General features: G+C 70.9%; 23 protein-coding genes. 4 read left to right on the top strand and 19 right to left on the bottom strand.

Features of this window, described 5'->3' with window-relative positions; all coding sequences use genetic code 11:
* Window positions 1–10 precede the first annotated feature (10 nt).
* The 5 genes from AB0K08_RS01190 to AB0K08_RS01170 all read right to left on the bottom strand — a co-directional run bounded on the left by AB0K08_RS01190 (window position 11) and on the right by AB0K08_RS01170 (window position 6,683).
* Window positions 11–700: a GntR family transcriptional regulator gene (locus AB0K08_RS01190; RefSeq protein WP_363350826.1), complete on the bottom strand. Its 690-nt coding sequence runs from the start codon at window positions 698–700 to the stop codon at window positions 11–13.
* 2 nt (window positions 701–702) lie between these two features.
* Window positions 703–2,310: a fumarylacetoacetate hydrolase family protein gene (locus AB0K08_RS01185; RefSeq protein ID WP_363350824.1), complete on the bottom strand. Its 1,608-nt coding sequence runs from the start codon at window positions 2,308–2,310 to the stop codon at window positions 703–705.
* A 231-nt stretch (window positions 2,311–2,541) separates the two neighbouring features.
* Window positions 2,542–4,398: a thiamine pyrophosphate-binding protein gene (locus AB0K08_RS01180; RefSeq protein ID WP_363350822.1), complete on the bottom strand. Its 1,857-nt coding sequence runs from the start codon at window positions 4,396–4,398 to the stop codon at window positions 2,542–2,544.
* A 141-nt stretch (window positions 4,399–4,539) separates the two neighbouring features.
* Window positions 4,540–5,034 (bottom strand): Lrp/AsnC family transcriptional regulator, encoded by a 495-nt coding sequence (locus AB0K08_RS01175; protein WP_363350820.1) that lies wholly within the window; start codon window positions 5,032–5,034, stop codon window positions 4,540–4,542.
* 80 nt (window positions 5,035–5,114) lie between these two features.
* Complete coding sequence (locus tag AB0K08_RS01170; protein ID WP_363350818.1) at window positions 5,115–6,683, bottom strand: SulP family inorganic anion transporter; 1,569 nt, start codon at window positions 6,681–6,683, stop codon at window positions 5,115–5,117.
* 78 nt (window positions 6,684–6,761) lie between these two features.
* On the opposite strand from AB0K08_RS01170, the gene AB0K08_RS01165 reads away from it, so the two are divergent.
* Window positions 6,762–7,301, top strand: a complete 540-nt coding sequence (locus AB0K08_RS01165; RefSeq protein ID WP_363350816.1) for an SRPBCC family protein — start codon at window positions 6,762–6,764, stop codon at window positions 7,299–7,301.
* A 205-nt stretch (window positions 7,302–7,506) separates the two neighbouring features.
* Here the strand turns inward: AB0K08_RS01165 and adhP are convergent, their stop codons facing one another.
* The 4 genes from adhP to AB0K08_RS01145 form a co-directional block, all read right to left on the bottom strand.
* A complete protein-coding gene (adhP, locus tag AB0K08_RS01160) occupies window positions 7,507–8,535 on the bottom strand; it encodes an alcohol dehydrogenase AdhP (RefSeq protein WP_363350814.1) in 1,029 nt (342 codons plus the stop codon).
* Window positions 8,536–8,691: 156 nt separating this feature from the next.
* Window positions 8,692–10,215: an aldehyde dehydrogenase gene (adh, locus tag AB0K08_RS01155; protein ID WP_363350812.1), complete on the bottom strand. Its 1,524-nt coding sequence runs from the start codon at window positions 10,213–10,215 to the stop codon at window positions 8,692–8,694.
* Window positions 10,216–10,324: 109 nt separating this feature from the next.
* Complete coding sequence (locus AB0K08_RS01150; RefSeq protein ID WP_363350810.1) at window positions 10,325–11,644, bottom strand: GAF domain-containing protein; 1,320 nt, start codon at window positions 11,642–11,644, stop codon at window positions 10,325–10,327.
* Complete coding sequence (locus tag AB0K08_RS01145) at window positions 11,641–12,042, bottom strand: DUF779 domain-containing protein (protein WP_363351824.1); 402 nt, start codon at window positions 12,040–12,042, stop codon at window positions 11,641–11,643. Before AB0K08_RS01145 ends, AB0K08_RS01150 begins: the two co-directional genes overlap by 4 nt.
* A gap of 179 nt (window positions 12,043–12,221) precedes the next feature.
* Here AB0K08_RS01145 and AB0K08_RS01140 point away from each other — a divergent pair, with 179 nt between their 5' ends.
* On the top strand, window positions 12,222–12,374 hold the full coding sequence (locus AB0K08_RS01140; protein ID WP_363350808.1) for a hypothetical protein: 153 nt from the start codon (window positions 12,222–12,224) through the stop codon (window positions 12,372–12,374).
* A gap of 141 nt (window positions 12,375–12,515) precedes the next feature.
* On the opposite strand, the gene AB0K08_RS01135 is transcribed toward AB0K08_RS01140, so the two are convergent.
* A complete protein-coding gene (locus AB0K08_RS01135; protein WP_363350806.1) occupies window positions 12,516–14,171 on the bottom strand; it encodes a thiamine pyrophosphate-dependent enzyme in 1,656 nt (551 codons plus the stop codon).
* A gap of 307 nt (window positions 14,172–14,478) precedes the next feature.
* Here AB0K08_RS01135 and AB0K08_RS01130 point away from each other — a divergent pair, with 307 nt between their 5' ends.
* Complete coding sequence (locus tag AB0K08_RS01130; protein ID WP_363350804.1) at window positions 14,479–15,189, top strand: CGNR zinc finger domain-containing protein; 711 nt, start codon at window positions 14,479–14,481, stop codon at window positions 15,187–15,189.
* Here the strand turns inward: AB0K08_RS01130 and AB0K08_RS01125 are convergent.
* From AB0K08_RS01125 to AB0K08_RS01085, 9 genes are all read right to left on the bottom strand, one after another.
* Complete coding sequence (locus AB0K08_RS01125; protein WP_363350802.1) at window positions 15,176–15,607, bottom strand: hypothetical protein; 432 nt, start codon at window positions 15,605–15,607, stop codon at window positions 15,176–15,178. The genes AB0K08_RS01130 and AB0K08_RS01125 overlap by 14 nt on opposite strands.
* 106 nt (window positions 15,608–15,713) lie before the next feature.
* Entirely contained in the window at window positions 15,714–16,304 is a 591-nt protein-coding gene (locus AB0K08_RS01120) for a hypothetical protein (protein WP_363350800.1), read from the bottom strand.
* 160 nt (window positions 16,305–16,464) lie between these two features.
* Window positions 16,465–17,826 (bottom strand): MATE family efflux transporter, encoded by a 1,362-nt coding sequence (locus AB0K08_RS01115; protein ID WP_363350798.1) that lies wholly within the window; start codon window positions 17,824–17,826, stop codon window positions 16,465–16,467.
* Window positions 17,823–18,662, bottom strand: a complete 840-nt coding sequence (locus AB0K08_RS01110) for a type II CAAX endopeptidase family protein (RefSeq protein ID WP_363350796.1) — start codon at window positions 18,660–18,662, stop codon at window positions 17,823–17,825. Before AB0K08_RS01110 ends, AB0K08_RS01115 begins: the two co-directional genes overlap by 4 nt.
* Before the next feature lie 68 nt (window positions 18,663–18,730).
* Window positions 18,731–19,852: a hypothetical protein gene (locus tag AB0K08_RS01105; protein ID WP_363350794.1), complete on the bottom strand. Its 1,122-nt coding sequence runs from the start codon at window positions 19,850–19,852 to the stop codon at window positions 18,731–18,733.
* Window positions 19,849–22,065, bottom strand: a complete 2,217-nt coding sequence (locus AB0K08_RS01100; protein ID WP_363350792.1) for an ABC transporter ATP-binding protein — start codon at window positions 22,063–22,065, stop codon at window positions 19,849–19,851. The genes AB0K08_RS01105 and AB0K08_RS01100 overlap by 4 nt, the downstream gene beginning before the upstream one ends.
* Window positions 22,062–23,819 (bottom strand): ABC transporter ATP-binding protein, encoded by a 1,758-nt coding sequence (locus tag AB0K08_RS01095; protein WP_363350790.1) that lies wholly within the window; start codon window positions 23,817–23,819, stop codon window positions 22,062–22,064. Before AB0K08_RS01095 ends, AB0K08_RS01100 begins: the two co-directional genes overlap by 4 nt.
* A 306-nt stretch (window positions 23,820–24,125) precedes the next feature.
* Window positions 24,126–25,004 carry a MerR family transcriptional regulator gene (locus AB0K08_RS01090; RefSeq protein WP_363350788.1) on the bottom strand — a complete coding sequence of 293 codons (879 nt, stop codon included), beginning with the start codon at window positions 25,002–25,004 and terminating at the stop codon, window positions 24,126–24,128.
* A 142-nt stretch (window positions 25,005–25,146) separates the two neighbouring features.
* On the bottom strand, window positions 25,147–26,046 hold the full coding sequence (locus tag AB0K08_RS01085) for a hydrolase (protein ID WP_363350786.1): 900 nt from the start codon (window positions 26,044–26,046) through the stop codon (window positions 25,147–25,149).
* A gap of 46 nt (window positions 26,047–26,092) precedes the next feature.
* Between AB0K08_RS01085 and AB0K08_RS01080 the strand changes: the two genes are divergently transcribed.
* Window positions 26,093–26,620 carry an SRPBCC family protein gene (locus AB0K08_RS01080; protein ID WP_363350784.1) on the top strand — a complete coding sequence of 176 codons (528 nt, stop codon included), beginning with the start codon at window positions 26,093–26,095 and terminating at the stop codon, window positions 26,618–26,620.
* Window positions 26,621–26,667: the final 47 nt, after the last annotated feature.

Genomic DNA, 26,667 nt, shown 5'->3' with positions numbered 1-26,667 from the left:
CTCTCGGTCGTCAGACAGACGGGGTGTCGGCGTCATCGGCGGTGCCGGCGACGTGGTCCAGATAGGCGTTCAGGGTGTTGAGCCGGTGCCGGCGGGCGGTCTCCTCCACGGTGGCGAAGTCGGCGCCGGCCGCGATCAGGTCCAGCAGGTGGTCGTGTTCGGCCACCGAGGTCTTGGCCCGGCCGGGCACGTAGGCGAAGGTCGAGGACCGCAGGGCGGCCAGCCGGGCCCAGCCGCGGTGGACGAGGTCCAGGATGTGGGGGTTCTGGTGGTGCTCGAAGAGCACCGAATGGAACTCCTTGTTCAGGGTGGTGAACTCCTGGGCGTCGAAGTCCGTCAGCAGCGCCCGCATCCTCTCGTTGAGCTCCCGCGCCCGGCCCAGCTCCTCCGCCGTGACCAGCGGGGCGCACTGGGCGGTGGAGAAACCCTCCACCACGGCCAGGGTCTCCATGGTGTGGTGGTAGACCTCCGGGTCGATCCCGATCACGGTCGCCCCGACGTTGCGGGTGTAGGCCACGATCGAGTCAGACTGCAGGCGGCGGATGGCCTCCCGCACCGGCACCACGGACATATCCAGCTCGGCGGCGAGCTGGGACAGCACCAGGCGTGCCCCGGGGGCGTACCGCCCGGCGTTGATGCCGGCCAGGATCTGGCGGTAGGCCTGGTCCGCCTTGGAGCCCACCGCAGCCGTGGAGGTCATGGTCACCGACCGTCTCGGCTCGCGCGGTAGGCGGCGTATTGGGCCTTCCACTCGGCGTTCGGCGGGAACAACCCGTCCACCGGGTGGCCGGCCTCCACCTGCTCATACACCCAGGCGTCCTGCTGCTCCTGCTCCCAGGCGTCCTCAACCACCTCTGCGAGCAGGGCCGGGGGCACCACGACCACGCCGTCGTCGTCGCCGATGACGATGTCCCCGGGCTGGACGGTGGTGCCGCCGCAGGCGATGGTGCCGCCCACCTCCCAGGGCACGTGACGCCGGCCGAGCACCGAGGGGTGCGTGCCGTTGGAGTAGACCTGCAGGCCCACCTCGGCGACGGCCGCGCTGTCCCGGACGCCGCCGTCGGTCACCACGGCGGCGGCGCCGCGCACCTTGGCGCGCAGGGCCAGCACGTCCCCGAGGGTGCCGGTGCCCTTCTCACCGCGGGCCTCCATCACCACCACGTCATCCTGCTCGACCGAGTCCATGGCCCGCTTCTGGGCGTTGTAGCCACCACCGAAGGCCTTGAAGAGGTCCTCGCGGTTGGGCACATAGCGCAGGGTCTTGGCGTAGCCGAGGATGCGCTGGCCGGGGTGGGTGGCCTTGACGCCGTCGATCGTGGCGTTGTTGATGCCGCGCTTGCGCAGCTGGGCGGTGATGGTGGCCACGGCCGTCTCGTTGATCTTCGCCTTCAGCTGCTCGGTGAGCAGGCTGCGGTCGGCCACCGGGGTGGAGGGCACATAGTGCAGGTGCCCGATGCCGGCCCCGGCACCTGCCGCGGCTGCCTCACCGGACGCGTCTCCGTCGCCGGACGACTGCGGACCGAGGCCTGCGGCCTCGCGAGATCCCCAGGCCTCCTCGCGCTGTCTGTCGTCCACCTGCGGGCCGTGACCGTAGGGGGCCATGCCGTGCTCGGAGGCGGTGACTGCGGTGACCAACCGGCCGGAGCTCGGTGCGCCGGGGGCGGTGGGGGCGTCCACCTCGACCTCGACGACGTCGCCGGGCTGGGCCACGGAGGACCCGGCCGGGGTGCCGGTGAGGATCACATCGCCGGCCTCGAGGGTCATCAACTGGGACAGGTCGGCCACCAGCTGTCCGAAGGGGAAGACGAGCCCCGCGGTGGTGTCCTCCTGGACGATCTCCCCGTTGACCCAGGTGCGGACCCGCAGGTGCTCCGGGTCGAGGCCGGCGGCCGGGATCACGTCCGGGCCGAGCGGGGTGTAGCCGTCACCGGATTTGTTCTTGACGTTGGAGCCCTTGTCCGCGTGCCGCAGGTCGTACAGGCCCCAGTCGTTGGCGGCCGTGATGCCGGAGACCTTGGACCAGCCGTCCTCCGGGCTCACACGGCGGCACGTCTCGCCGATGATGAGCGCGATCTCGCCCTCATAGGCCAGCAGCTCGGTGCCGGCGGGGCGCTCGATGCTGTCGCCCGTGGAGGCGATCGAGGTCCCGGCCTTGAGGAAGTAGCCCGGGAACTTCGGGCTGCGTCCCCGCTGGGCGATCCGCGAGGGGTAGTTCAGGTGCAGGGCGATGACCTTGCCGGGCCGGTGCTCCCCGGCCGTGAAGTCCACCGGTCCGGCGACCTGGTTCGGGTCGGAAGTCGTCTCTGCCATGCCGTCCTGCCTTCGTGGGTTGCGTGCTCCGGGCTCCCCCGGACGATGGACTCCGCGCGGAGGCGACGCCGCCGCCGGGTGATCCAGCTCTCTCTGCCAGCAATCGTATACGATTCAGCGTGATGCGCAACACCTCATCGGCGCCCCGGAGACATCGAAAGGTCGATGGAGACCGCAGCGCCCGGGATTCCGGGCGATCGGGGTCGTCCATCGACCTTTCGGTGGAACCTGTCAGTCCACAGGCAGCGGGCGCGGAGCGGGCTGCGCGCCGGCCATCGACTCGGTCATGTACTCGGCCACCACATCCTGGGAGATCGGCAGGTCCAGCACGAACACGCCGTCCGCGCCGCGGGACACCCAGTCGGCCAGGACGTCCAGGTCGGCCAGGCTGCGGGCCTTGATCCCCTCGGCTCCGAAGGCCTTCCCGACGGCGGCGAAGTCGACCTCGTCGATGAGCATGGCCTGGTCGTGGAGCCCCCGGGCGGCGTACTGGTGCAGCTCGGCACCGTAGGCGGCGTCGTTGAAGACCACCACCACGCCGGAACGCGCCTGGCTCAGGAAGCTCTCCAGGTCCGCCAGGGCCATGAGCCCGCCGCCGTCCCCCGTCACCAGCACTGTGGTCCGCTCCGGCCGGGCCGCCGCGGCCCCCACGGCGGCGGGGAATCCGAGGCCGATCGACTGGAAGGCGGTGCCGACGAACAGGTGTGAGCGCGGGTCCGGCACCGAGCACATCAGCGGGACCCAGCCGATGAAGTGCCCGCCGTCCTGCACGAAGGTCCGCTCGGCCGGCAGGATCTCCTCCAGCGCCAGGGCCATCGCGCGCGGGTCGAGCCGGCCGTCCGGGGCCAGCCCGGCCCGTCCTTCATTCCCGACGTCGCCGTCCCACCCGTCCTGCTCAGCCTTTCCGGTTTCCAGGCGCGGGGCCGGCGGGATCGGCTGGAGGGCTCGCCAGCCGCCGTCGGGCCGTCCGTTGCCCGCCGGAGTCTCGGCGAGGTGTCCGGCGAGCGCCCGCAGGACGGTGCCGGTGTCCGCGGCGAGGAAGTGTTCGGTGCGCTCGTGCCGCCGGGTCGGGTCGAGGTCCACCTGCAGCACGGTGGCCTCGGCGCCGTACACGGTGCCGTAGCGCATCTGGAAGGGGTTCATCCCGGCCCCGAGCACCAGCACCACATCGGCCTGGCGCATGATCTCCACCCGCTCCAGCCGGCCGAAGCCGCCGGCGATGCCCAGATCGCCCTCGGGGCCGGCCACGTTGCGCGCCATCACGGAGTTCGCCAGCAGGGCGCCCAGCCGGTCGGCGACGTCGCGCAGGGCCTGCGGGGCCCCCGGGGAGTCGACCACCCCGCGGCCGGCGACCAGCAGCGGGCGCTCGGCCCCGCGCAGGGCGGACAGCAGGGGCGCCAGCTCCTCCTCGCTCGGGGCCGCCGAGGCCACCGGCGTCTCGGCACGGTCGCCGGACCCGGTGTCGATCTCGCTGCTGGACGCGGTGCCGGGTGCGGCCTCGACCGGCGTCTCCACCAGGTCATAGGGGATCGCGACGACGACCGGTCGGCGATCGCGGGCGGCCGCGGCATAGGCGCGGCGCACCTCGCCACCCGGGTCCCGCTGGTCCAGGCGGACGGTCTCGACGCCGGCCGCCGCGGCCATGGCGGTCTGGTCCACGTCGAAGGCTCGGGCCCCGGTGCTCGGGGCGTCCCCGACGATCAGCACGAGCGGGATGCGGGCCATGGCGGCCTCGGCGAGCGCGGTCATCGTGTTGGTGAAGCCCGCGCCGTAGGTGGTGGTCGCGGTGCCGACTCGGCCCGAGGCCCGGTGGTAGGCATCGGCGGCGGCGACCGCACCGGCCTCGTGCCGGACGGTCACCAGCGGGAACCCGGTGCTGGTCAGCTCGCTGATCAGGTGCGCGTTGCCGTTGCCCATCAGGCCGAAGAGCACCTCGGCGTTCTCGCGAACCGCTCCGGCCACGGCCTGGGGCACCGTGGCGCGGGCGGACTGATGGGCAGACGCGGCGGTCATTGATGTCGATGACATCGAGGGCGCCGATGCCTCGCTGGCGGTGGGCACGGGGGTCACGGTGGGGGTGGCGGTCATGGCGGTGGCTCCTCGGCGATGGGCGGTCAGGTCCTGCCGAGAAGTGTGGACGCCGGACGGGCACTACGCAATCCACTCAGGATTCACTGGTCACGCTGTGCACATTGACCGCACTGCCCTGATGATCACTGAACAGACTGCCTAGCCCGCCGAGGGTGGGTGGTCCGTGCCCGCCACCGCGTGCAGCAGCGGCAGGGTGCGGGACTGGATGTGGGTGCGCAGGGCCAGGGAGGACGAGGTGCGGGCCACGCCGGCCAGCTGGGAGATCCGGTCCAGCACGTCCTGCAGGTCCTGGCCGTTGCGGGCGACTACGCGCAGGTGCAGGTCGTGGTCCCCGGTGACCGTGTAGAGGTCGGTGACCTCAGGGATGGCCTCGAGGATCGCCTCCGTCACCGGCCCGTGGCCCACGTTCTGGATGATGTCCACGAAGCAGAAGGCCACGAGGTCGTAGCCGAAGCCGGCCGGGTCCACCTGTGGGACGATCGCCGAGACCACGCCCCGCGCCTGGAGCCGGGCCAGCCGGCTGGTCACGGTGCCCCGGGCGACGCCCAGCCGCCGAGCGCACTCCAGGATGGGCAGCTGTGGCTCATCCGTCAGCAACTGGATGAGCCGGGCGTCGAGGGCGTCGGGTTGCATGGCCCCATCATCGCACCGGCCGATCCACCGCGGTGGCGGGCCGCCGTCGCCCGGCAGACCGGGCCGCGGCGCCGGAGGCGTCAGTCGCCCGGGGACAGCCTACCGCGCAGCCGCTCCCGCATGGCCTCACTGGCCGCGTTCAGCCCCACCACCTCCACGGTCTTGCCGTAGCGCTCGTACTTCTCCGTGATGGCATCCAGGCTGGCGATGGTCGAGACGTCCCACAGGTGGGAGCGGGACAGGTCGATGACCACCCGCCCTGGGTCCTCCAGATAGTCGAACTGGGTGTAGAGGTCGTTCGAGGAGGCCCAGAACAACTCGCCGTCCACCCGGTAGGTGACCGAGCCGGCGTCGTGCTCCTGGACGGTGCGGCGCACCGTGACGAAGTGGGCCACCCGGCGGGCGAAGAGCACCATGGCGGTCAGGACGCCGAGCCCCACGCCGATGGCCAGGTTGGAGGTGGCGACCGTGGCGGCGACCGTGACCAGCATGACCGCGGTCTCCGACTTCGGCATGGCCTTCAGGGTGGCCGGCCGGATGGAGTGCCACTCGAAGGTGGCCCAGGAGACGAAGACCATCACGGCGACCAGGGCCGCCATCGGCACCATCCCCACGAGGTCCCCGAGCGCCACCGCGAGCACCATCAGCATGACGCCGGCGGTGAGGGTGGACAGGCGGGTGCGGGCGCCGGAGGCCTTCACGTTGATCATGGTCTGGCCGATCATGGCGCAGCCGCCCATGCCGCCGAAGAATCCGGCGACGATGTTGGCCCCGCCCTGCCCCAGGGACTCCCGGGTCTTGGAGGAGCGGGTGTCCGTGATGTCATCCACCAGCTTGGCGGTCATCAGCGACTCCAGCAGGCCGACCACCGCCATGGCCAGCGCATACGGGGCGATGACTTGGAGAGTCTCCAGGGTGAAGGGGACGTCCGGGATGAGGAAGACCGGCAGGGCGTCCGGCAGCTCGCCCTTGTCCCCCACCGTGGGGACGGACAGCTGCACGGCGAGGGCCAGCAGCGTGACCACCACGATCGAGACCAGCGGGGCGGGCACGGCCGTGGTCAGCCGCGGGAACAGGAAGATGATGGCCAGTCCGATCGCGACCAGGACGTAGACCGGCCACGGCACCCCGATCAGGTCGGGCAGCTGGGCGATGAAGATGAGGATCGCCAGCGCGTTGACGAAGCCGGTCATCACCGAGCGCGGGATGAAGCGCATCAGCTTGGCGACGCCGAGCAGGCCCAGCACCAGCTGGAACACCCCGGCCAGGATGACGGTCGCGAACAGGTACTGCACGCCGTGGCTGGCCACCACGGGGGCCACCACGAGGGCGGTGGCGGCCGTGGCCGCGGAGATCATGGCCGGCCGCCCACCCAGGAAGGCGATCACGATGGCCATCACGGACGCCGCGTAGAGCCCCACCTTGGGGTCGACGCCGGCGATCAGCGAGAACGCGATGGCCTCGGGGATCAGGGCCAGGGCCACCACCAGGCCGCCGAGCAGCTCCGTCTTCAGCCAGCGCGGCCGGCGCAGCGTGCGCCACACCGACTGCCGTTCCTCGGGGCTCGCGCCGTCCTGGCTCAGGGCCAGGTTCTGGGCCACCTCGGGGTGGTTCGGGGCACGCTCAGGCGAGGGGGCGGCGTCGGGCATGGCGGGATCTCCATCGGTGCGGGGGTGACGAGGCCAGCCTAGCCGCGGCCGGATTCCGGCACTTCCTACACTGGGAGGATGAGCAACGAGCCGGAACGCGCCTCCCAGCCCACCGTCAACCCCGAGACCGGGCTGCCCACCTCGGCCCCGCAGGCCGGGTGGCCCGAGCCGGTGGACACCGGCCCCCTGCAGGTCAGCTACCGCATCCGCGTCAATGCCCCGGCCTCCGAGCTGTACCCGATCCTGGCCAACCCGCACCGGCACCACGAGGTGGACGGTTCCGCCACGGTCCAGTACGCGAAGTCCGGGCCGGACCTGGTGCGCGTCGGGGACGAGTTCTCGGTGGCCATGAAGATGTTCGGCGTCCCCTACACCATGACGCTCGTGGTGACGGCGGCGGACGAGGACGAGGTCGTGGAGTGGAAGCACCCGGGCGGGCACCGGTGGCGGTGGCGCTTCGAGGACCAGGGGGACGGCAGCACCGTGGTCACCGAGACCTTCGACTACTCCTGGACCCGGCACGTGGTGGCCCGCGGCTACGAGCTGACCCGCCGCCCGCAGGACAACGCCAACGGCATCCGCGCCTCCCTCACCCGCCTGGCCGGGCGGTACCTCTAGGCACCCGGGGCCGGATTGCCAGCGGTTTCCCAGCCGCAGCCGAGTGCCCGAACAGGTCCGGCCCCTACCGTGGAGAGCACCTCATCAAGGTGCGAGTGATGATGAAGGACAGGGCCCCGGGCCCGGCTTGATGCGTCCCCCCTCACGCAGCCGGATCACCCGGGGCCCGCCCCTGTCCCGGACCGGTCCGGTCCCGGGCTGGGACCTATGAGGCGGAGTAGTCCAGGACCACCCGGCCCTCGATCTTGGCGTGGTGCATCTCGTCCAGGATGGCATTGATGTCCTCGATCGGGCGCTTGGAATAGGTCGGCCGGATCTTCCCGGCGGCGTAGAACTCGAGCGCCTCCACCATGTCCTGGCGGGTACCGACGATCGAGCCGCGGATCGTCAGCCCCTTGAGCACGATGTCGAAGATCGGGGCGGGGAAGTCGCCCGGGGGCAGCCCGTTGAAGACGATGGTCCCGCCGCGCCGCGTCATGGCGATGGCCTGCCCAAAGGCCTTCGGGTGGACGGCCGTGACCAGCACGCCGTGCGCCCCGCCGATCTTCTCCTGGATCTCCACCGAGGGCTCGGCGACATTGGCGTTGACCACGATCTCAGCACCGTGCCTCTGGGCCAGGGCCAGCTTGTCATCCGCCACGTCCACGGCCACCACGCGCATGCCCATGGCCACCGCGTACTGGACCGCGATGTGGCCCAGGCCGCCGATCCCGGAGATGACGACCCACTGGCCGGGCCGCACCTCGGTCCGCTTCAGGCCCTTGTAGACGGTGACCCCGGCGCAGAGCACGGGGCCCACCTCATAGGGATCGGACCCCTCGGGGATGATCGGGGCGTGCTTGGCGTCCACCAGCATGTACTCGCCGAAGGAGCCGTCCGTGGAGTAACCGCCGTTCTGCTGGTTCTCGCACAGGGTCTCCCAGCCGGTGCGGCAGTGCTCGCACGTCCCACAGGCGCTCCAGAGCCAGGCGTTGCCGACCATCTGGCCGATGCTGAGCTCGGTGACGCCCTCGCCGAGCTTCTCGACCACACCGACCCCCTCGTGGCCGGGGATGAACGGCGGGGAGGGCTTGACGGGCCAGTCGCCCGTGGCCGCGTGCAGGTCCGTGTGGCACACCCCCGAGGAGATCAGCTTGACCAGGGCCTGGCCCGGACCCGGCTCGGGGATGGGGACCTGCTTGACGGCCAGGTCCTGGTTGAAGTTCTCGACGACTGCGGCCTTCATGGTGCTCATGGTTACTCCTGGGTCGTGTACTCGTGGATGGTGCTGTGGTGTTGTGGTGTTCGGTGTGGGCGCGCTCAGCCCGCCGGTGACCCGCGGCGCCTCGTGGGCGCGCGGGGCCCGGGTCATGGGTGGAGGGGGTGTTGGAGCGGGGTGGCGGGCCCGGGTCTAGAAGAAGCCGAGCTTGTTCTCCGAGTAGGAGACCAACAGGTTCTTGGTCTGCTGGTAGTGGTCGAGCATCATCTTGTGGTTCTCGCGTCCGATGCCCGAGGACTTGTAGCCGCCGAAGGCCGCGTGGGCCGGGTAGGCGTGGTAGTTGTTCACCCAGACGCGGCCGGCCTGGATGGTGCGGCCGGCCCGGTAGGCGGTGGTGCCATTGCGGGACCAGACGCCGGCGCCGAGACCGTAGAGGGTGTCGTTGGCGATGGTCATGGCGTCGTCGAAGTCCTTGAACGTGGCCACCGAGACCACGGGTCCGAAGATCTCCTCCTGGAAGACGCGCATGGAGTTGTTGCCCCGGAAGATCGTCGGCTGGACGTAGTAGCCCCCGGCCAGGTCCCCGTCCAGGTGGGCCTGCTCGCCGCCGAGCAGCACCTCGGCCCCCTCCTGGCGGCCGATGTCCAGGTAGGACTTGATCTTCTCGAGCTGGTCGTTGGAGGCCTGGGCGCCCATCTGGGTGTCGGTGTCCAGCGGGTTGCCCTGGACGATGGCGCGGGTGCGCTCCACCACGGCCTCGAGGAAGGGATCCGCGATGGACTCCTGGACGAGGGCGCGAGAGGGACAGGTGCACACCTCGCCCTGGTTGAGGGCGAACATGGTGAAGCCCTCCTGTGTCTTGTCCCAGTACGCGTCATCGGCGGACATGACGTCCTCGAAGAAGATGTTCGGTGACTTGCCTCCCAGCTCGAGCGTGACGGGGATGAGGTTCTCCGAGGCATACTGCATGATCAGCCGGCCGGTGGTGGTCTCACCGGTGAAGGCGATCTTGCGGATGCGCTTGTTGGAGGCCAGCGGCTTGCCCGCCTCCAGGCCGAAGCCGTTGACGATGTTCAGCACGCCAGCCGGCAGCAGGTCCCCGATCAGCTCGGCCAGCACCAGGATGGACGCCGGGGTCTGTTCGGCGGGCTTGAGCACCACGGCATTGCCGGCCGCCAGCGCCGGGGCCAGCTTCCACGTGGCCATCAGGATCGGGAAGTTCCACGGGATGATCTGCCCCACCACCCCGAGGGGCTCGTGGTAGTGGTAGGCCACCGTGTCCTTGTCGATCTGGGACAGGGACCCCTCCTGGGCCCGGATGGTGCCGGCGAAGTAGCGGAAGTGGTCGATTGCCAGCGGGATGTCCGCGTTGAGCGTCTCGCGGACGGCCTTGCCGTTGTCCCACGTCTCGGCCACCGCGAGCATCTCGAGGTTGGCCTCCATGCGGTCGGCGATCTTGTTGAGGATCACGGCCCGCTCCGCCGGGGTGGTCCTGCCCCAGGCCGGCGCCGCGGCGTGGGCGGCGTCCAGGGCGGCCTCGATGTCCTCCGGCGTGCCGCGTCCGACCTCCGTGAAGGTCTTGCCGGTGACCGGGGACGGGTTCTCGAAGTACTGGCCCTTCACGGGCGCTACCCACTCGCCGCCGATGTAGTGCTCGTAGCGGGATTTGAAGGACACCTTCGATCCGTCGGTTCCGGGGTTCGCGTAGATGGTCATGTCAGCTCCTGGATGGCGGGGATGGTTGGACTGCTGACTGTGAGGCTACTCACACTCAGGTTGCATCAACGTTGCATCCCCGGCACGGCCTCCCCGAGCCGGGACCTCGCTAGGCCCCCTCGGCCTGCAGCCGCTCCACGGCGCTGACGGCCAGGGACCGGCGCGGGGAATCGGCCGGCAGCAGCTGCAGCGCCGTCATCCACACGTCCAGGTCGCTGGCCGCCTCCGGGCGCCCGGCGTAGGACCAGAGGTCCTCGATCCCGGCGTTCCCCAGCACGGACTCCCGCAGGTCCGCCTCCAGCTGCCGGCGGATCTCGGTGATGCCCGGGGACGCCGAGCGCGGCAGCACCGGCCCGGCCGCATGGGACAGGGCCACCCCCACCTCGCCGCGGCGCAGGGCATCCCGCGCCAGCACGGCATCCGTGGCCAGGGCGCCGTCCAGCCGGTAGGGACGGGACCGGATGGACACCGAGGGCAGGCTCACGGCGAGGAAGCGGCGCAGCCGGTGCATCTCCGCCCGCAGCGTGGTCCCGGCCTGATGGCCGTAGAGCAGCTCCTCCAGCTCCGCGCCGTCGAGGCCCGGGCCGTGCCAGTCCAGCAGGGTCAGGATCTCGGCATGCTTGCCGGAGGCCTCGCACCAGGCGCCGCCGGGGCCGGCGACCCGAGGGGGCAGCCCGCCGGTGACGCGTACGAGAACCTCCCGGCCGGCGTCGGGCCCCGACGCGGACGGCTTCACCGAGGCTGGCACCGCAGGGGCGGGCACTGCGGGGGCGGGGAGCGCGTGGTCCCGCCAGGCCGAGTGCACCGCCTCGGCCGCGGCGCTCAGCAGCGGCAGCGCCAGGGGCGAGATGGCCTCGTCCCCGCCGGTCAGGTCGATGACGCCGACGATCCTGCCGTCCGCCGGGTCCCGCAACGGCACTGCCGAGCAGCTCCACGGGTGCACCACGGGATGGAAGTGCTCGGCCCGGCTGACCTGCACGGGCCGGCCGGAGTACAGGGCCACCCCCGGCGCGGAGGTTCCCATGGAGGCCTCGGACCAGTCCGCCCCGGGGACGAACCCCATGGCCTCGGCGCGGCGGCGGGCCACGGGATCCCCCTCGACCCACAGCAGCTGGCCCTCGGCGTTGCCCAGCGCCACGATCAGGCCCGCATCCTGTGCGGGGTCCACCAGGAGCCGGCGGATGATCGGCAGCACCGGGGACAAGGGATGCCCCTGCCGCACGTCCCGCAGGGCGTCATCGCTGACGACCCGGGGCTCCCGACGCCCGGCCGGACCGCCCAGGGTCACCCAGGACCGGCGCCACGAATCCGCGACCTCCCCCCGGAGCTGGCCCAGCCCCCGGCCCGGGGACCTCGCCAGTGCGGCCAACTCACCATGGGCCCGCTCGACCGCCAGCTGGTAGGCGGGACCAGACAGGGGCAAGGTCATGCGACGTCCATCAGCCGTGATCGGATCAGGAAGCGCTTGCCTTCGGGTGCCTCCACGGAGAAACCCGAGCCGCGGCCGTCGACCACGTCCAGGGTCAGGTGGGTGTGCTTCCAGTACTCGAACTGCTCACGGCTCATCCAGAACGGCAGTTCCGTGCCGTCGGGCAGGTCGAACGTTCCCAGCAGGACGTCGGCTCCCCCGGTCTTGAAGTCGCCGTCCGGGAAGCACATGGGCGAGGACCCGTCGCAGCAGCCGCCGGACTGGTGGAACATCAACGGTCCGTGGACCTGCTGGAGCGAGCCGATCAAGTCGAGCGCAGCCTGGGTCATGCCGACGCGGGACACGGTCTCGCCGTCGACTTCGGGCCGGGCGTCCAGCACCGAGCGTGCATCGGGCATGCCGGCGGCACGCTCCGTGCCGACTCCCTCGGTCACTGCGATGCGGGTGGATTCCGTGGACGGGAATGTCATGGCAACGTCTCCTGGCTGTGGCGGTGCACCCACGGTATCCCTAACTGTGGCCCACGTCACCACCGGCGACATGGCAGCCAGCCGCCAGCAGCGTGGTGCCGAACCCGATGGCGGAGACACCTGCCCGGGAGGCCACCAGCTCCGTGGTGATCGCCGACCTCATCGAGGAGTACTCCAAACACCTCCGCCATGCGGACCTGATCCGCAAGGCCGTGGACGGGCAGGTCGGCTTGGACCCGCCGTACCCGGACGCCGGCTGAAAACACCGGCGGCCGCCCCGACTAGGGGGCGGCCGCCGTCGTGTCATCCGATTCCGCGCATCGGCCCGCGGCTATGACGCCGATTCTGCGTGGAATCGGAGGAGGCCGCGGATCCGGACCGTCTCGGTCCGGCGCAGCGGCTCAGTAGGCCCTGACGCGCTGGTCCACGATCAGGTGGATCAGGGCGAAGACCCCGTCCTCGTCGATGGCCCGGGTGGCGGCCTCCACCGCGGCCGGGACATCGGCGTCCAGCTCCACGCGCACACCGAAACCGCCGAACGCCTCGGCCATCTTCGCGAAGTCGGGGTTCTTCAGCTGCGTGCCGGAGACCCGGTCCGGGTAGTCACGCTCCTGGTGGGTGCGGATGGTGCCGTACTCCTGGTTGTCCATGACGACCACGAGCGGGGTGGCACCGTACTGGGCGGCGGTGGCCAGCTCCTGCCCGTTCATCAGGAACTCGCCGTCACCGGCGATGGTCACCACGCGGCGCCCGGGGTAGTTCAGGGACGCGGCCACGGCCGAGGGCACCGAGTAGCCCATGGAGCCGTTGCGGGCCGAGACCATGGAGGCGTAGGAGTTGGTGGGGAAATAGCGGTGCGCCCAGTTGGTGTGCTCCCCGGCGCCCAGGGTGATGAGGGAGTCCTCGGGCAGCGACTGCACCAGGTTGGCCATCAGGGTGTCCATGCGGGCCTGGCCCTCGGACGGCTCGGCCGGCGGCAGTGCGGCGAACTTCTCCTGCTCGCCGCGCATGCGGGACGTCCATTCCTTCCAGGTGTCCTTCACGGCGAGGTCCATGCGGACCAGGTCCCGCACAAAGACGTCCGGCTTGGCCACGATCTGGTGGGAGACGGGCCCGGAACGGCCGCGCAGCGAGGGGTCGATGGTGACCAGGAAGTTGTTCTTGTCCCAGTTCTGGCGGATGGTGAAGCCGTCCGTCACCACGTCGCCGGGCACGGTGCCCACGAAGACGATGAGGTCGGTCTCCTCCAGCAGGTCGTAGGTCGGCTTCGGACGGCCGTAGCCGATCGGACCCACATAGGAGGGGGAGGTGAACGGCACGGTGCCCTCGGTGCGCCACTCGGCGGCGGCCGGGATGTTGTGCTCCTCGAGCCAGGCGGTCAGCGCCTCGGCGCCCTCATGGGTCCAGTCGTTGCCGCCGGTGATGAACAGGGGCTTGTCCGAATCCTGCAGTGCCTCGTTGAGGGCCTTCCAGTCCTCCACGGTCATCCCGCCGGTGGCCACCGGGATGTTCGGGTGCAGGGTGGGGTCGATCTGCTCCTTGATGATGTCCTCGTGCAGACCCACGATCACCGGGCCGGGGCGGCCGGAGGTGGCCGCGAACATGGCCTCGGCCACGATCTCGGAGGCCCGCTCGGCGTGGTCCAGGATCATGACGCGCTTGGCCCCGGAATCGAACCAGGCCTGCGGCTCGAACTCCTGGAAGGCCTCCTTGCCGCGGTGCTCGAAGGGGATGAGTCCCACGAACAGCACCATGGCGGTGGAGTCCTGCCACGCGGTGTGCAGCCCCACATGGGCGTTGGCGGCACCGGGGCCCCGGGTCACCATGGCGATGCCGGGGACGGAGTTCATCTTCCCGTCCGCCTCGGCCATGTAGGCGGCGCCGCCCTCGTGGCGGCAGATGACGTTCTCAATCGGAGAATGGTGCAGGCCATCCAGGACATCGAGGTAGCTCTCGCCCGGGACGGAGTAGATCCGCTTGACCCCGTGGGCCTCGAGGGTGTCGACGATGACGTGTCCGGCCGACTTCGTTGTGGCCGTGGACTGTTCAGTGCTCATTCAGGGCTCCTTGGACTGTGTGCGGTTCCGGCCCTGCCGATCCCGCAGCCCGGGATGGTCCTCGGGCGGCGCGCTGGGCGAACTTCATACAAATTACCCCAGCCCGGGTGCCCGCCCCCGCGCTGTGGCAGCATGTGTCGTCCCCACCGGAACCCCTCGTCCGCGCCGTGCCCACGTGGCCGGTTCCTGAACACCACGTGGTTCGGCCCGATCCGCTGACGTGAACCTCCAACGCGACGTACAGTGCTGTCACCGCCTGCGGCCTCCATCCCCGGAGGCTCGTCAGGAGCAAAGGAGTCAATGCACCATGTTCTCTGCCATCACCACCGCACGCCTGGCCCAGGCGGCCACGCTCGCCAACACGGCGCCCGGCTTCCGGGGCGGCCGTCAGCTGCCGGATCGGCTCGACGGGCCGGCCGGACTCCCCTCACCGCTGCCCTCGATCCTGCCCGACTGGGGGTTCGAGGATGATCCGTCCAGCGCCACCCTGCGCTCCGTCCGCAAGCTGCGGGCCGTCGTCGCCGGTATCTGGCAGGACGCCGCGGCGCAGGATGCTGACGCCGCGCTCGAGGGGATCAACTCCCTGATCGGGGCGGCCGGGGCCGTCCGGGCGATCCTGCCCGCCGACTCCACCGTCCGATCCCCCGCCGTGCTGGTCGCGGGGCAGGACGGTGATGCCCCGGACAAGTCCCTGTCCACGGCGATCGCCCTGGCCCTCACCGATGTGGCGCTGGCCGGGGAGCTGAGCCGGCTCCGGACGTGCTCCGGGGAGGACTGCTCCAACGCCTTCGTGGACCTGACCCGCAACCGCTCCAAGCAGTTCTGCGACGAGGCCAACTGCGCCAACCGCGCCCACGTGAAGGCCTACCGGGCCCGGCGCGCGGCGGAGGCTGCGCCGGGGGCCGCACCCGGCGCCGCACCAAGGGCTGCAGAGGAGGCAGACCAGCCCGCCAAGCCGAGCGGCAAGCCGGGCAAGAAGAACGGCAAGCCAGGCAAGAAGAAGGCTAAGAAGAAGTAGGTCCGCCGGATTCCCCGGCAGCCCCACGGCCGGACTCCTCGCGCTTGCGCTGGGCCTCGGCCTTGCGCTTCGCCACCGCCTGACGGTGCAGTTCCTCGGAGGAGCGGTGCACGCCCGAGCCCTGGGAGAGGTGTTCCGGGTTGTCCTTGGCGGCCAGCTGCAGCATCGCCACCACCACCAGGGACACCATGAAGAACACGCCGAAGGCGATCAGCCCCAGGTCGAACCGGACGGGGTTGTCAGTGCCGCCGGAGGACGCCATGGTGGCCACGGCGCCGCCGATCAGGGCCAGCGCGAAGGAGAACCAGAGCGGTCCCTTGATCGACTGCAGGAAGCCGGGCTTGCCTTCGCGGCTCTCCTTCGGGGCACCGCTGGGGCGCTGGTCCTCGGGCTGGGGGCCGGTCTGGGGCGTGCTCACGTACTGGTCTCCTGGTCTGCTGCGGTCCGGTGCGCGGGCCGGCGGGCCACGGCGCACCCCACCATTCTACGGCGTGTAGAGAACGGGTCGGTCCGGGGCCGGAGGGCTACTTCCGCGGCGCCCGCGGCTCCGCCTGCGCACGGGCAGCCGGGCCGGCGTCGTGCCGGAACCCGAAGCCGGAGATGGCCAGCACCACGGCGATGACGATGGCCCCGCCGCCCACGATGCCGAGCAGCCCGTGGGCGTCCAGGTGCAGGAACAGCAGGAGCCCGACGCCGGACAGGGCGCCCACCAGCCCCGTGTACAGCTGGTCCCGGGCCGGGACGAATTCCTTGCGGTGCCGCGCCCAGGCGACCAGCTCGGCGACCCCGGAGCCGATCAGCGCCACGCCGGCGATGATCCCGGCCACGAACACGGATCCGGCGAACAGCAGGGCGATGGCCCCGAGCATGAAGAGGGCCGCGGCGATCGAGAGCGGTCCGCGCATCTGCTCTGGCACCGGCTCGCGGCGCAGGTACTCCCACAGCCCAGAGCCGGAGAACACGAAGTAGGCGGCCAGCCCGTACTTCAGCACGCCCAGTCCCGGCTCCTGCAGGAACACGGTGGTCAGGCCGAAGATGACGGCAATGAGCGCGCGGATCAGGATGGGCTTCCACATGATCGCGGCGGTTTCGACGGGGGCTTTTGCGGCAGGCACCCGGCCATTCTAGGCCTCGGCCACCTCCGTCCAGTGCCCAGGGACCTCACGCGTGCGAACCGTCATGCGAATATCCGGTGTGTCTGCTCTCCAGGGCAGCGACACACCGGATATACGCATGACGCATGGCAGCCTCGGGCGGCACCGTCAGACATCGCCGTCAGGCATCGCCGACGCGCATCCACGCGTCCGAGCGCGCCCGCAGTCCCAGCGTGACCGCGCGGGCGCCCAGGAAGACCCCCGCGAAACCGGCCCACAGCAGCGCCAGCTGCGCGCCGGCGTCGGGCGCCTGACCGGTCCCGGCCCCCGTGGCGAGCCAGACCAGCCCGGCCAGGGCCGGCAGGTACACCGCCAGGTTCACGACGCCGGCCAGGGCCAGATAGCGGGCATCGCCGGCTCCGATGAGCACGCCGTCCAGGACGAACACATACCCCCCGACCGGCTGCGAGGCCGCCAGCACCAGCAGCCCGGCGGTGGCGGCGGCCTGGACGGCGGGGTCCGGGGTGAAGAGCGGGGGCAGCACCCAGGCCAGCACCGCGAGCAGGGCCCCGGTGATGACCCCGAACCAGAGCGACCAGCGGATCATGGTGCCCGTCAGGGCGCGGGCCTCCTCGCGGCGCCCCGCCCCGAGCTCGCGGCCGATCAGGGCCTGGGCGGCGATCGCCAGGGCGTCGAGCGCGAAGGCCAGGGTGGAGTAGACGGTGAAGACGAGCTGGTGCGCGGCGAGGGTGGCCACGCCCAGGCCGGTGGCCGCCATGACGGTGACGAGGATGGCGGCGCGCAGGCTGGCGGTGCGCAGCAGCAGCCAGGAGCCCACCTGGGCGGTGGCGCGCATGCCGGCGGCCGAGGGCGCCAGGTGGGTGCCGGCCGTTCGGAAGCGCGGGTAGAGGACGGCCAGGTAGACGGCGAGCATCCCCCACTGGACGATCGAGGTGCCCAGCGCGGCACCGGCCACACCGAGGCCCGCCCCGTAGACCAGGACGAAGTTCAGGGCGATGTTCAGCCCGAAGCCCGCACCGGCCACCACCAGCGGCGTCTTCGTGTCCAGCAGGCCACGCAGGATGCCGGTGGCCGCCAGCACCCCCAGCATGGCCGGGATGCCGGGCATGGACCACTGCAGGTAGGCCACCCCGTTGGCCAGCACCGCCCCCTCGGCCCCGATCAGTCCGGCCAGCCACGGGGCGCCGATCCAGCCGGCCACCCCCAGGACCGCACCGAGCAGCAGGGCCAGCCACACGCCGTCGCGCCCCCGGTCCATCGCAGCACCCAGGTTGCCGGCGCCGAGGAACCGGGACACGGCCGGGGTGGTGGAATAGGCCAGGAAGATCATCAGGCCGGTCACGGTGTGCAGGATGGTGGTTCCGACGCCGACGCCGGCCAGTTCCGTCACGCCCAGGTGGCCGATGATCGCGGTGTCGGCGAGCAGGAACAGCGGTTCGGCCAGCAGCGCGCCGAAGGCGGGCACCGCGAGCGCCAGGATCTGGCGGGAGACCGGGCGGGTGTCCCGGGGGGAAACGGTCACATCCCCTCGGACAGCAGCGGCAGCACGGTGTAGGCCACCACGATCGAGACGAGGTTGTTGAACACGTGCAGGATGGTCGCGTAGGCCAGTGATCTACCGGTCAGCACGTAGGCCACGGTGATGGCGGCGGCCAGCGTCAGGTAGGGGATGATCTGGACCGGGTCGAAGTTGAAGCCGGTGCTGATGAAGTGGATCGAGGCGAACAGCACCATGGAGATCCCCACGCACACCCACACGTTGATCCAGCGGGAGAGCTTGCCGATCATCAGGTGGCGGAAGATGTACTCCTCCACGAACGGGGCCATGAACACCGTCACCAGCACCATGGGCAGGAAGGACACCTCGGTGGTCATCTCCTCGATCGCCACCTGGTTGGCGCTCTTGATGTCCCCGCCGGCGGACATCACCACCGCCGCGTTGACCAGGATGCAGGCGAACCAGATCACCGGGATGAGACCGATCTTGAGCCAGCCGTACCGCTTGAAGGTGCGCAGGGAGTCCACGAAGGGCCGCCAGCAGGCGATCAGGGCCAGCACGGTGAGGACCGAGTAGGAGACCAGGTTGATCGCGAAGGTGAAGGAGCCCTGATTCAGGGTGCCGTCCGCCTGCGTGAACTGCTCGCGGAAGCCGGGGATCAGGGTGACCAGCACGGCCCCGCCGAGGATGAAGATCAGGACGTAGGCCAGCACGGTGACCAGGTCCATCCAGGTCGGCTTGCCGGGGTCCAGGACGATCCGGTCCTGGGGCCGGCGGCCGGGCCAGCCCGCGGGGATGGCCTGCCGGGTACCGGGCTGGGGGTACGGCTGACGGGGCGCCTGCCTCGGTTCCTGGGTCATGTGCCCATGCTATCGGCGCGGACGGAGGTGACAGCCCGTCGGGAGCGCCGCCGTGAGGAGCGGCCCCGTCAGGAACTGCCGCGGGTGAAGATGGCGGCGCGGACGTCGTCGCCCTCCTCCAGGCCGGCGCCGAGTGCCGAGCCGATCGTCGCCAGGCCGCCGACGAACCAGGCCAGCTTCAGGTATTCGGTGAACTGGGCCGGCTCCCCGGTGACGGAGCCGAAGACCTCTGGGTCCACGAGCAGCAGGGACCCGGCCAGGGCGGCGAGGAACAGGGCCACGTGGAGGACGCTCACGCCGATCACCACGGAGACCACGGTGGCCAGGTTGAACACCATGGACTGCTCGCGTTCGCCCCGCCGCCGGGGCTTCTCCCAGAGCTTGGCGCCGACCACGAGGGCCACCGTCACGGAGACGATCGCCACCACCGCCACGAGCGCCATCTGCAGGCCGTTGTACTCCGCCGAGAGCAACCACAGGTCCGTGGTGATCAGGGTCAGGGCCCCGGTCGCCAGCGCCGCGGACAGGGAGCGGGACAGGGAGGCCGCCAGCGTCCACGGACGGTTGGCGCGGATGGTGGCCAGCAGCAGGCGCAGGTTGGACGTGGCCACGCGCCAGCCGTACGTCACCTCGTTCTCCCCGCCGCGCTCCTCCACGTCCGTGGCCAGCTGGCGGGCGGCGTGGACGGCCCCGCGCAGGTGGGCCGCGGGGGGCTGGGCGTCGTCCGGGTCCAGGCCGAGGATCCCGGCGACGGCGGCCACGACCGCCTGCCGGGGGCTCGTGCCCGCGAGCTCGAGGGAGACCACGGCGGACGAGTGCGCCGGCGAGACCTGCCTGGTCAGCGTGTGCTTGCCCTGGCGCAGCGGTTCCCCGCAGAGCCCGACGGCCAGATCCCAGCCCTCGTCCAGCATCCGGTCACGGGTGTACTCGAGCAGGTCCAGCGACTCGTCCTCCTCGGCCTCGCCGAGCTCCTCCCGGACGACCTCCACCTCCCAGGAGAGCCCCGGGTAGGCGGCGCCCAGCTCGGCCGTCAACCGGGACGCGAGGTCCGCCGGGGGCGGCTCGCCCGGCACGTCCGGCACGTCGGGCCCTGCCGTCACGTCCGGCCCTGCCGGCACGTCCCCGGCCAGCAGGACGCCCAGACGGACGACTACCGCGGGGCCCGCCGGGCCGGGGACCGCGCCCGTCACCGCCCGGAGGGCCCGGGACGCTGCTGCCCAGGGTCCACCTGCGGCACGGCGCCGGACACCACGGGCACGGCGCCCGTGGCCTCGCCGACCGGGGTGTCACCGACCGTGGGCTCGCCGAGCACCGGGATCGCCCCGGTGCCCACGGACACGGCGGCCTCCTCGGCGTCCAGGTCCACCCCCTGGGTGAACTGGGACATGTACAGCCGGTAGTAGGCGCCCTCGGCGGCCAGCAGCTGCTCGTGCGAACCCTGCTCCACGATGTCCCCGTGCTCCATCACCAGGATCACGTCGGCGTCCCGGATGGTGGAGAGCCGGTGCGCGATGACGAACGAGGTCCGGTCCGTGCGCAGCGCCGCCATGGCCTCCTGGACGAGCACCTCGGTGCGGGTGTCCACGGAGGAGGTGGCCTCGTCCAGGATCAGCAGGGCGGGGTCCGCGAGGAAGGCCCGGGCGATGGTGATGAGCTGGCGCTCACCGGCGGAGATGTTGGCCCCCTCCGCCTCGATGACCGTGTCGTAGCCGTCCGGCAGGGTGTGCACGAACCGGTCCACGAAGGTCGCCGTGGCCGCGGCCACGACCTCCTCGTCCGTGGCGTCCAGCCGCCCGTAGCGGATGTTCTCCCGGATGGTCCCGCCGAACAGCACGGCGTCCTGCAAGACCATCCCGATCTGGCCGCGCAGCACCCCCCGGTCCAGGGTGGCGATGTCCACCCCGTCCAGCCGGATCTGGCCGCCGTCGATCTCGTAGAACCGCATGATGAGGTTCACCAGGGTGGTCTTGCCCGCACCGGTGGGGCCCACGATCGCGATGGTCTCCCCCGGCCGGGCATCGAGGGACAGGTCCGAGATGAGCGGCTTCTCCGCGGTGTAGGAGAAGCGCACGTGGTCGAACTCCACGCGCCCGTACACGGGCTGGGCCAACTGCCCGGGTGCCTTGCCCGCCAAGGCCCCGGCCGGCGTCGTGCCCTTCTGAGCCTGGACCGAGAGGTCCTCGTCCTGCTCGTCGGCATCCAGCAACTCGAAGATCCGCTCGGCCGAGGCTACGCCGGAGATGAGCATGTTGGCCATGCCCGCCATCTCGCCCAGCGGGGCGTTGAACTCGCGGGAGTACTGGATGAAGGCGGTGACCTGGCCCAAGGACATCTGCCCCGTGGCCACGCGCAGCCCGCCCACCACGGCGATCCCCACGTACCCCAGGTAGGTCACCCACTGCATGATCGGCATGATCATGCCGGAGTAGAACTGGGCGCGGAAGGAGGCCTCGTAGAGGTCCTCGTTGCGCTCGTCGAAGCGTTCGCGCATGGCCTCCTGGCGGCCGAACACGGTCACCAGCTCGTGGCCCGTGAACGACTCCTCGATGTGACCGTTCAGCCGACCGGTGTTCTTCCACTGGGCGGTGAACAGCTTCTGGGACTTCGAGCCGACCAGGCCCACCACCACGGCCGCGATCGGCAGGGCGATCAGCGCGATCAGGGCCAGCTGCCAGGACAGCACGAACATCATGATGGTGATGCCGATGATGGTCATCACCGCGTAGAACAGGGAGGCGAAGGCCTGCTGCATGGCGGTCTGCACGTTGTCCACGTCGTTGGTGGTGCGGGAGAGCAGGTCGCCGCGCTGACGCGTGTCGAAGTAGCTCAGTGGCAGCCGGTTGACCTTGTCCTCGATCTGCTGGCGCAGCCGGTAGACCACCCGCATGACGATCTCGTTGAGCACGAAGCCCTGCAGCCAGTCGAACAGGGAGGCCACCACGTACATGCCCAGCACCACGGCCAGCAGCCGGGACAGGATGGTGAAGTCGATGCCGTCGCCCAGCCAGCCGTCGAAGATCACGTCCATGGCCTGGCCGAGGATGGCCGGGGCCCACACCGTCAGGACGGTGGAGACGGCGCCGAAGAGGAAGGTCAGCACCACCCCGAGCTTGTGGTCCTTCAGGGTGCCGAACAGGCGTCCGAGGGACGGCCAGAAGGACTTCGCCTTGCGCGGCGCGGAGCTGTTGCCCCACTCGTCGGCGCCCACGCTGTCCTGCAGCTCGGCGATCTCCTGCTCGGAGACGACGCCGGCCCCGGCACCTTTCGCGGCGCCGTCGCCCTTCGTGCCCCCGGCCGCGGTGGACCGATAGGCGGGGCGCTGGACGGCGGGGAACAGGTCCTCCGGGCGCCGGCTCCGGTCCGTCTGGGCCCCGGCGGGCCCGTGGTGCTCACGCTGGCTCATGCCACTTCCTCCGCACTGATCTGGGAATCCACGATCTCCCGGTAGGTCTCCGAGGTCTCGAGCAGCTCGTGGTGGGTTCCGCGCCCCACGATCCGGCCCTCCTCCAGGACGATGATCTGGTCGGCCTCCGTGATGCTGGAGACCCGCTGGGCGACCATGAGCGTGGTGGCCCCGTCCGTGTAACCCGTCAGGGCGGCCCGCAACCGGGCGTCGGTGGTGACGTCCAGGGCGGAGAAGGAGTCGTCGAACAGGTACACCCGCGGCTTGGCCACGAGCGCCCGGGCGATGCACAGCCGCTGGCGCTGGCCGCCGGACACGTTGGTGCCGCCCTGCGAGATGCCCGAGCCCAGCCCGTGGGCCGCGGTCTCCCCCTCCCCCGTGGTCCGGTCCCGTACGAAGTCGGTGGCCTGGGCGGTGTCCAGGGCGTTCCAGAGTTCGGGCTCCGTGGCCTCCGGCTTGCCGAAGCGGAGGTTCTCCGCCACCGTGCCCGAGAACAGGTAGGGCTTCTGCGGGACCAGTCCCACGGCCGCGGTCAGCGAGGACCGGGACATCTGCTCCACCGGGACGCCGTCGATCAGCACGGCGCCCTCGGTGGCGTCGTAGAGCCGCGGGATGAGGTTGATCAGCGTGGTCTTGCCGGACCCCGTCGAGCCGATGATCGCGGTGGTCTTGCCGGCCTCCGCCGTGAAGGACACCCCGTCCAGGATGGGGGCATCGGCTCCGGGGTAGGAGAAGGTGACGTCCCGGAACTCGACGGTGCCGTCCTGGCGCCGCGGCTCGGTGGGGGACGCCGGCTCCTGCACGGAGCCCGTGGTGGTCAGCACCTCGCCGATGCGCCGCGCGGTGATCACGGCGCGGGGGAACATCATGAACATGAAGGTGCCCATCATCACGGCCATGAGGATCTGCAGCAGGTACTGCATGAACGCGGTCAGCGCGCCGACCTCCACGAGGCCGGCGTCCACGCGCTGGCCGCCGAACCACAGCACGGCGGCCGTGGCCAGGTGCAGCACCATCGTGATGACCGGGCCCATCAGGATGAACAGGCGGCCGATGTTGATGGAGGTCCGGGTCAGGGCCTCGTTGGCGTCGGTGAAGCGCCGGGCCTCGTGGCGCTCGCGCACGAAGGCCCGGACCACGCGGATGCCCATGATCTGCTCGCGCATCACGCCGTTGATGTCATCGATGTTGGTCTGCATCCTCTCGAAGAGAGGCATCAGCCGGCGCACCAGCAGCCCGACGATCACCAGGAGCACGGGCACGGACACCCAGACCAGCCAGGACAGGCCGGGATCCTCCTGGATGGCCATCACGATCCCGCCGATGGACATGATCGGGACCATGACCATGAAGTTCAAGGCCATCAGCACCACCATCTGCACCTGCTGCACGTCGTTGGTGCCGCGGGTGATCAGCGTCGGGGCGCCGAAGTGGCCCATCTCCTCGGCGGAGAAGTGGTCCACGCGGGTGTAGACGGCCTGGCGGATGTCACGGCCGATCGCCATGGACATGCGCGCACCGAACCAGACGGCGGCGATCGCCGTGATGACCTGGGCCAGGGCCACGGCCAACATGACGGCGCCCACGCGCCAGATGTACTCGGTGTCGCCCGTGGCGATCCCGTTGTCGATGATGTCGGCGTTGAGGCTGGGCAGGTACAGCGTGGCCAGGGTGGCGGCCAGCTGGAGCACCAGGACGGCAACGACATGACCCCAATAGGGCCTGCCGTAGTGCCGGACGAGTTTCCACAGCATGGGTTTCGCTTCCGGTTCGTTCGTTCCTCACCGTCGCTGAGGGCGGGAGGGATATCGGCGGGACCACCTGCGGACACAGGGATGCCCGGACGGCCGAGACGGCTGGGGTTCGGGGATCGCGGAGCCGAAAATGGTCCATGGTCATCATGCCCGAAAACCGCGGAGAATAGGGCACGATCCGCTGACAGTGAACCGATGCCGCAGGATCGGAGAGCGCCGGCCGGGCAACGGCAGGTCGATGGATGACCCATCATCCGGCAATTCACGGGAAACAGGTCATCCATCGCCCTCCAGATGCGAGGGGGGTCAGCCGTGGAGCCGGTCCGCATTGGCGTGGATCGCGTCCCGCAGGTACCGGCTCAGCCCGGGCCGCAGGTCCTCGTAGGTCTTCGCGAACCGCGGGTCCTGGACATACATGTCCCCCAGGTTCCGGTGGAAGGTGCCGTCCACGGGGAAGAACCAGCGGTCCAGGTGGGCCCGTGCGGCCTCGGCGGCGTCCATGGCCTGCTCCGAGTCGGCGGGCTGTCCCGCGTCCATCGCGGCGAGGATCAGCCGGTTGTTCTCCTCGGTCTCGGCGCTGATCCGCTCCCAGTCGGCCTTGGTGTAGGCCGCCGTCCGGCGCCGGGACTCGGCCCAGGCGTCCGTCTGGCCCCAGCGGTCCTGGGCCTCGGTCTGATACTCCTCGAAGTGCTCCGTGTAGGAGTCCCCGAAGAGTTCACGCATCTCGGCCTCCGTCAGGTCGATGTCCTTCATGTCCTTCTCCAATGCGGTGTCCAGCGCGGCGAGCAGCCGCGAGAGTTCGGTGATCTTCTCCTCCACCAGCTCGCGCTGGCGTTCCAAGGCGCGACGGCGGCCGGCCGGTTTTGCGGGCCGGCCTCCTTCCAGCCCGGCCGGCCCGTCCGACCCGTCCAGCGCGGCGGCGATGTCCTCCAGACCCAGGCCCAACCGCCGGTAGGCGACGACCTGTTGCAGACGGTCGACGTCCTCCGGGGCGTAGAGGCGGTAGCCGGCGGAAGAGCGGGCGGCCGGCGAGACGAGGCCGATCTGGTCGTAGTGGTGCAGGGTGCGCACGGTCACCCCGGTGGCGGAGGCGGTCTCCCCCACGGTCATGAGCGCGACCTCGGGGTGGATGCCCCGCGGCCGGGCCGGTCCCGTGCGCCGGGCCGGGTTCCTCTGGTTCTTCATGTCTCCCACTGAACAGCCTCACGTCGCGTCAGGGTCAACCCCACCTGCATCTGGAGGTCGATGGATGACGGACACGCCCGGGAATCCGGTGGTTTCGGGTCACCCATCGACCTCCAGTTGCAACGGGTCCGGCAGGCGCCCCTCAGGTCAGGTGGTCCATCCGGCCCTCGGCCCAGTCGGCATGCCGGGCCGCCGAGTGGTGCACCACCCTCGACGCCCCGCCGCCCGGAACACCGAGGACTCCGGAGAAGTTGTCGTAGAGCCGCTCATAGCGGTACCGGTCCAGGTGGGCGGCGATGCGCTCGGCCACGGCGCCGGACAGCGGCAGGTAGTTCGGGAACAAGCGCATGAAGGTGGCCCACTGCCGGTCCCGGGCCACCCCCACGGTGTCCCCGGCGAGCAGCACCCCGGCCCCGTCACGGCCGGGCCAGTGCACCACCACGCTGCCCGGGAAGTGGCCGCCCGGCTGGGAGGCGCTCACGCCGGGGAGGCCGGCCACCGGCGCCAGGGAGCCCGACCACACGCGGACCGCAGCCGGCCGCCGGGCCAGCCAGCCGGCGTCGGGCTCGGAGACGTAGACCGGAACGGGCCCCTCCGGGCCGGCCAGCGCCTCCGACCACGCCGACTGGACCCCGTACATGTGGGGGTGGGAGGCGATGATCCCCGCCAGGGGGCCGAGCCCGGCGACCGCCTGGACCGCGGCGGCGTCGATGTACGTGGGCACGTCCACCATGAGGTTGCCCGCGGGCGTGCGCAGGACCTTGGCGTGCTGGCCGATCCCGACGCCGGCCCTCACCCGCAGGACCCAGAGGTCCGGTTCCAGCTCGGCCACCTCGAGGCCCGCCCCGGCGGCGCGGAGCTCCCCCACGGTGGTCCAGCGTTGCCCTTCGGCGGGAATCCACTGGCGATCGTCCGCACAGATCGCGCAGACAGCGGGAAGCCCGGCCGGGTCAACGGCCTCCTGCTCCACCCCGCAGGTGGCGCACAGGATCACGCCGTCCCACGGCTGGGATTCGGATGCGGGGCTCGGCGAGAAGTCCATGCGTGGACCCTATCCCCGGGGCCGGCACAGGGGATACCTTCTGAGGATGACGCCAGCACCGGACACGGCACCCGCCGCAGGCCACGAGGCCGGGGACGCCAGTGACCGCAACGACCTGACCGAGCTGTCCTTCACGGTGACCGGTCGCATCGCCCGCCCCGTGGAGGAGGTCTACGAGGCAGTGGCGGACCCGGCACGCCTCTCGCGGTACTTCACCACCGGTGGGGCCGTGGGCCGCCTGGAGTCCGGGACCTCGGTCCAGTGGGACTTCGCCGACTTCCCGGGCGCCTTCCCCGTCGAGGTCCTCGAGGCCCGTGCCCCGGAACGACTGGTGCTGCGCTGGGACGGCGAGGCGGCGCAGGACGAGTCCGGGATGACCACGGTGACCTTCACCTTCTCCCCGCTGGAGGGCAACACCCGCACCCTGGTGTCCATCACGGAGTCCTCCTGGCAGCCGACTCCGGAGGGCGCCCAGAACGCCTTCGGCAACTGCATGGGCTGGACCGGCATGCTGGCGGCACTGAAGGCCTGGGTGGAGCACGGGATCAACCTGCGCGAGGGCTTCTACGCCTGAGCGGCCGGCGCTGCGCCCGGGTCTCCAGGGTCCCCGGCTCCCGTGAC

It is taken from the genome of Citricoccus sp. NPDC055426 (assembly GCF_040677445.1).
Classification (GTDB): Bacteria; Actinomycetota; Actinomycetes; order Actinomycetales; family Micrococcaceae; genus Citricoccus.
The sequence above is the reverse complement of the archived record's forward strand: the minus strand, read 5'-3'. Positions and strand labels throughout refer to the sequence as shown.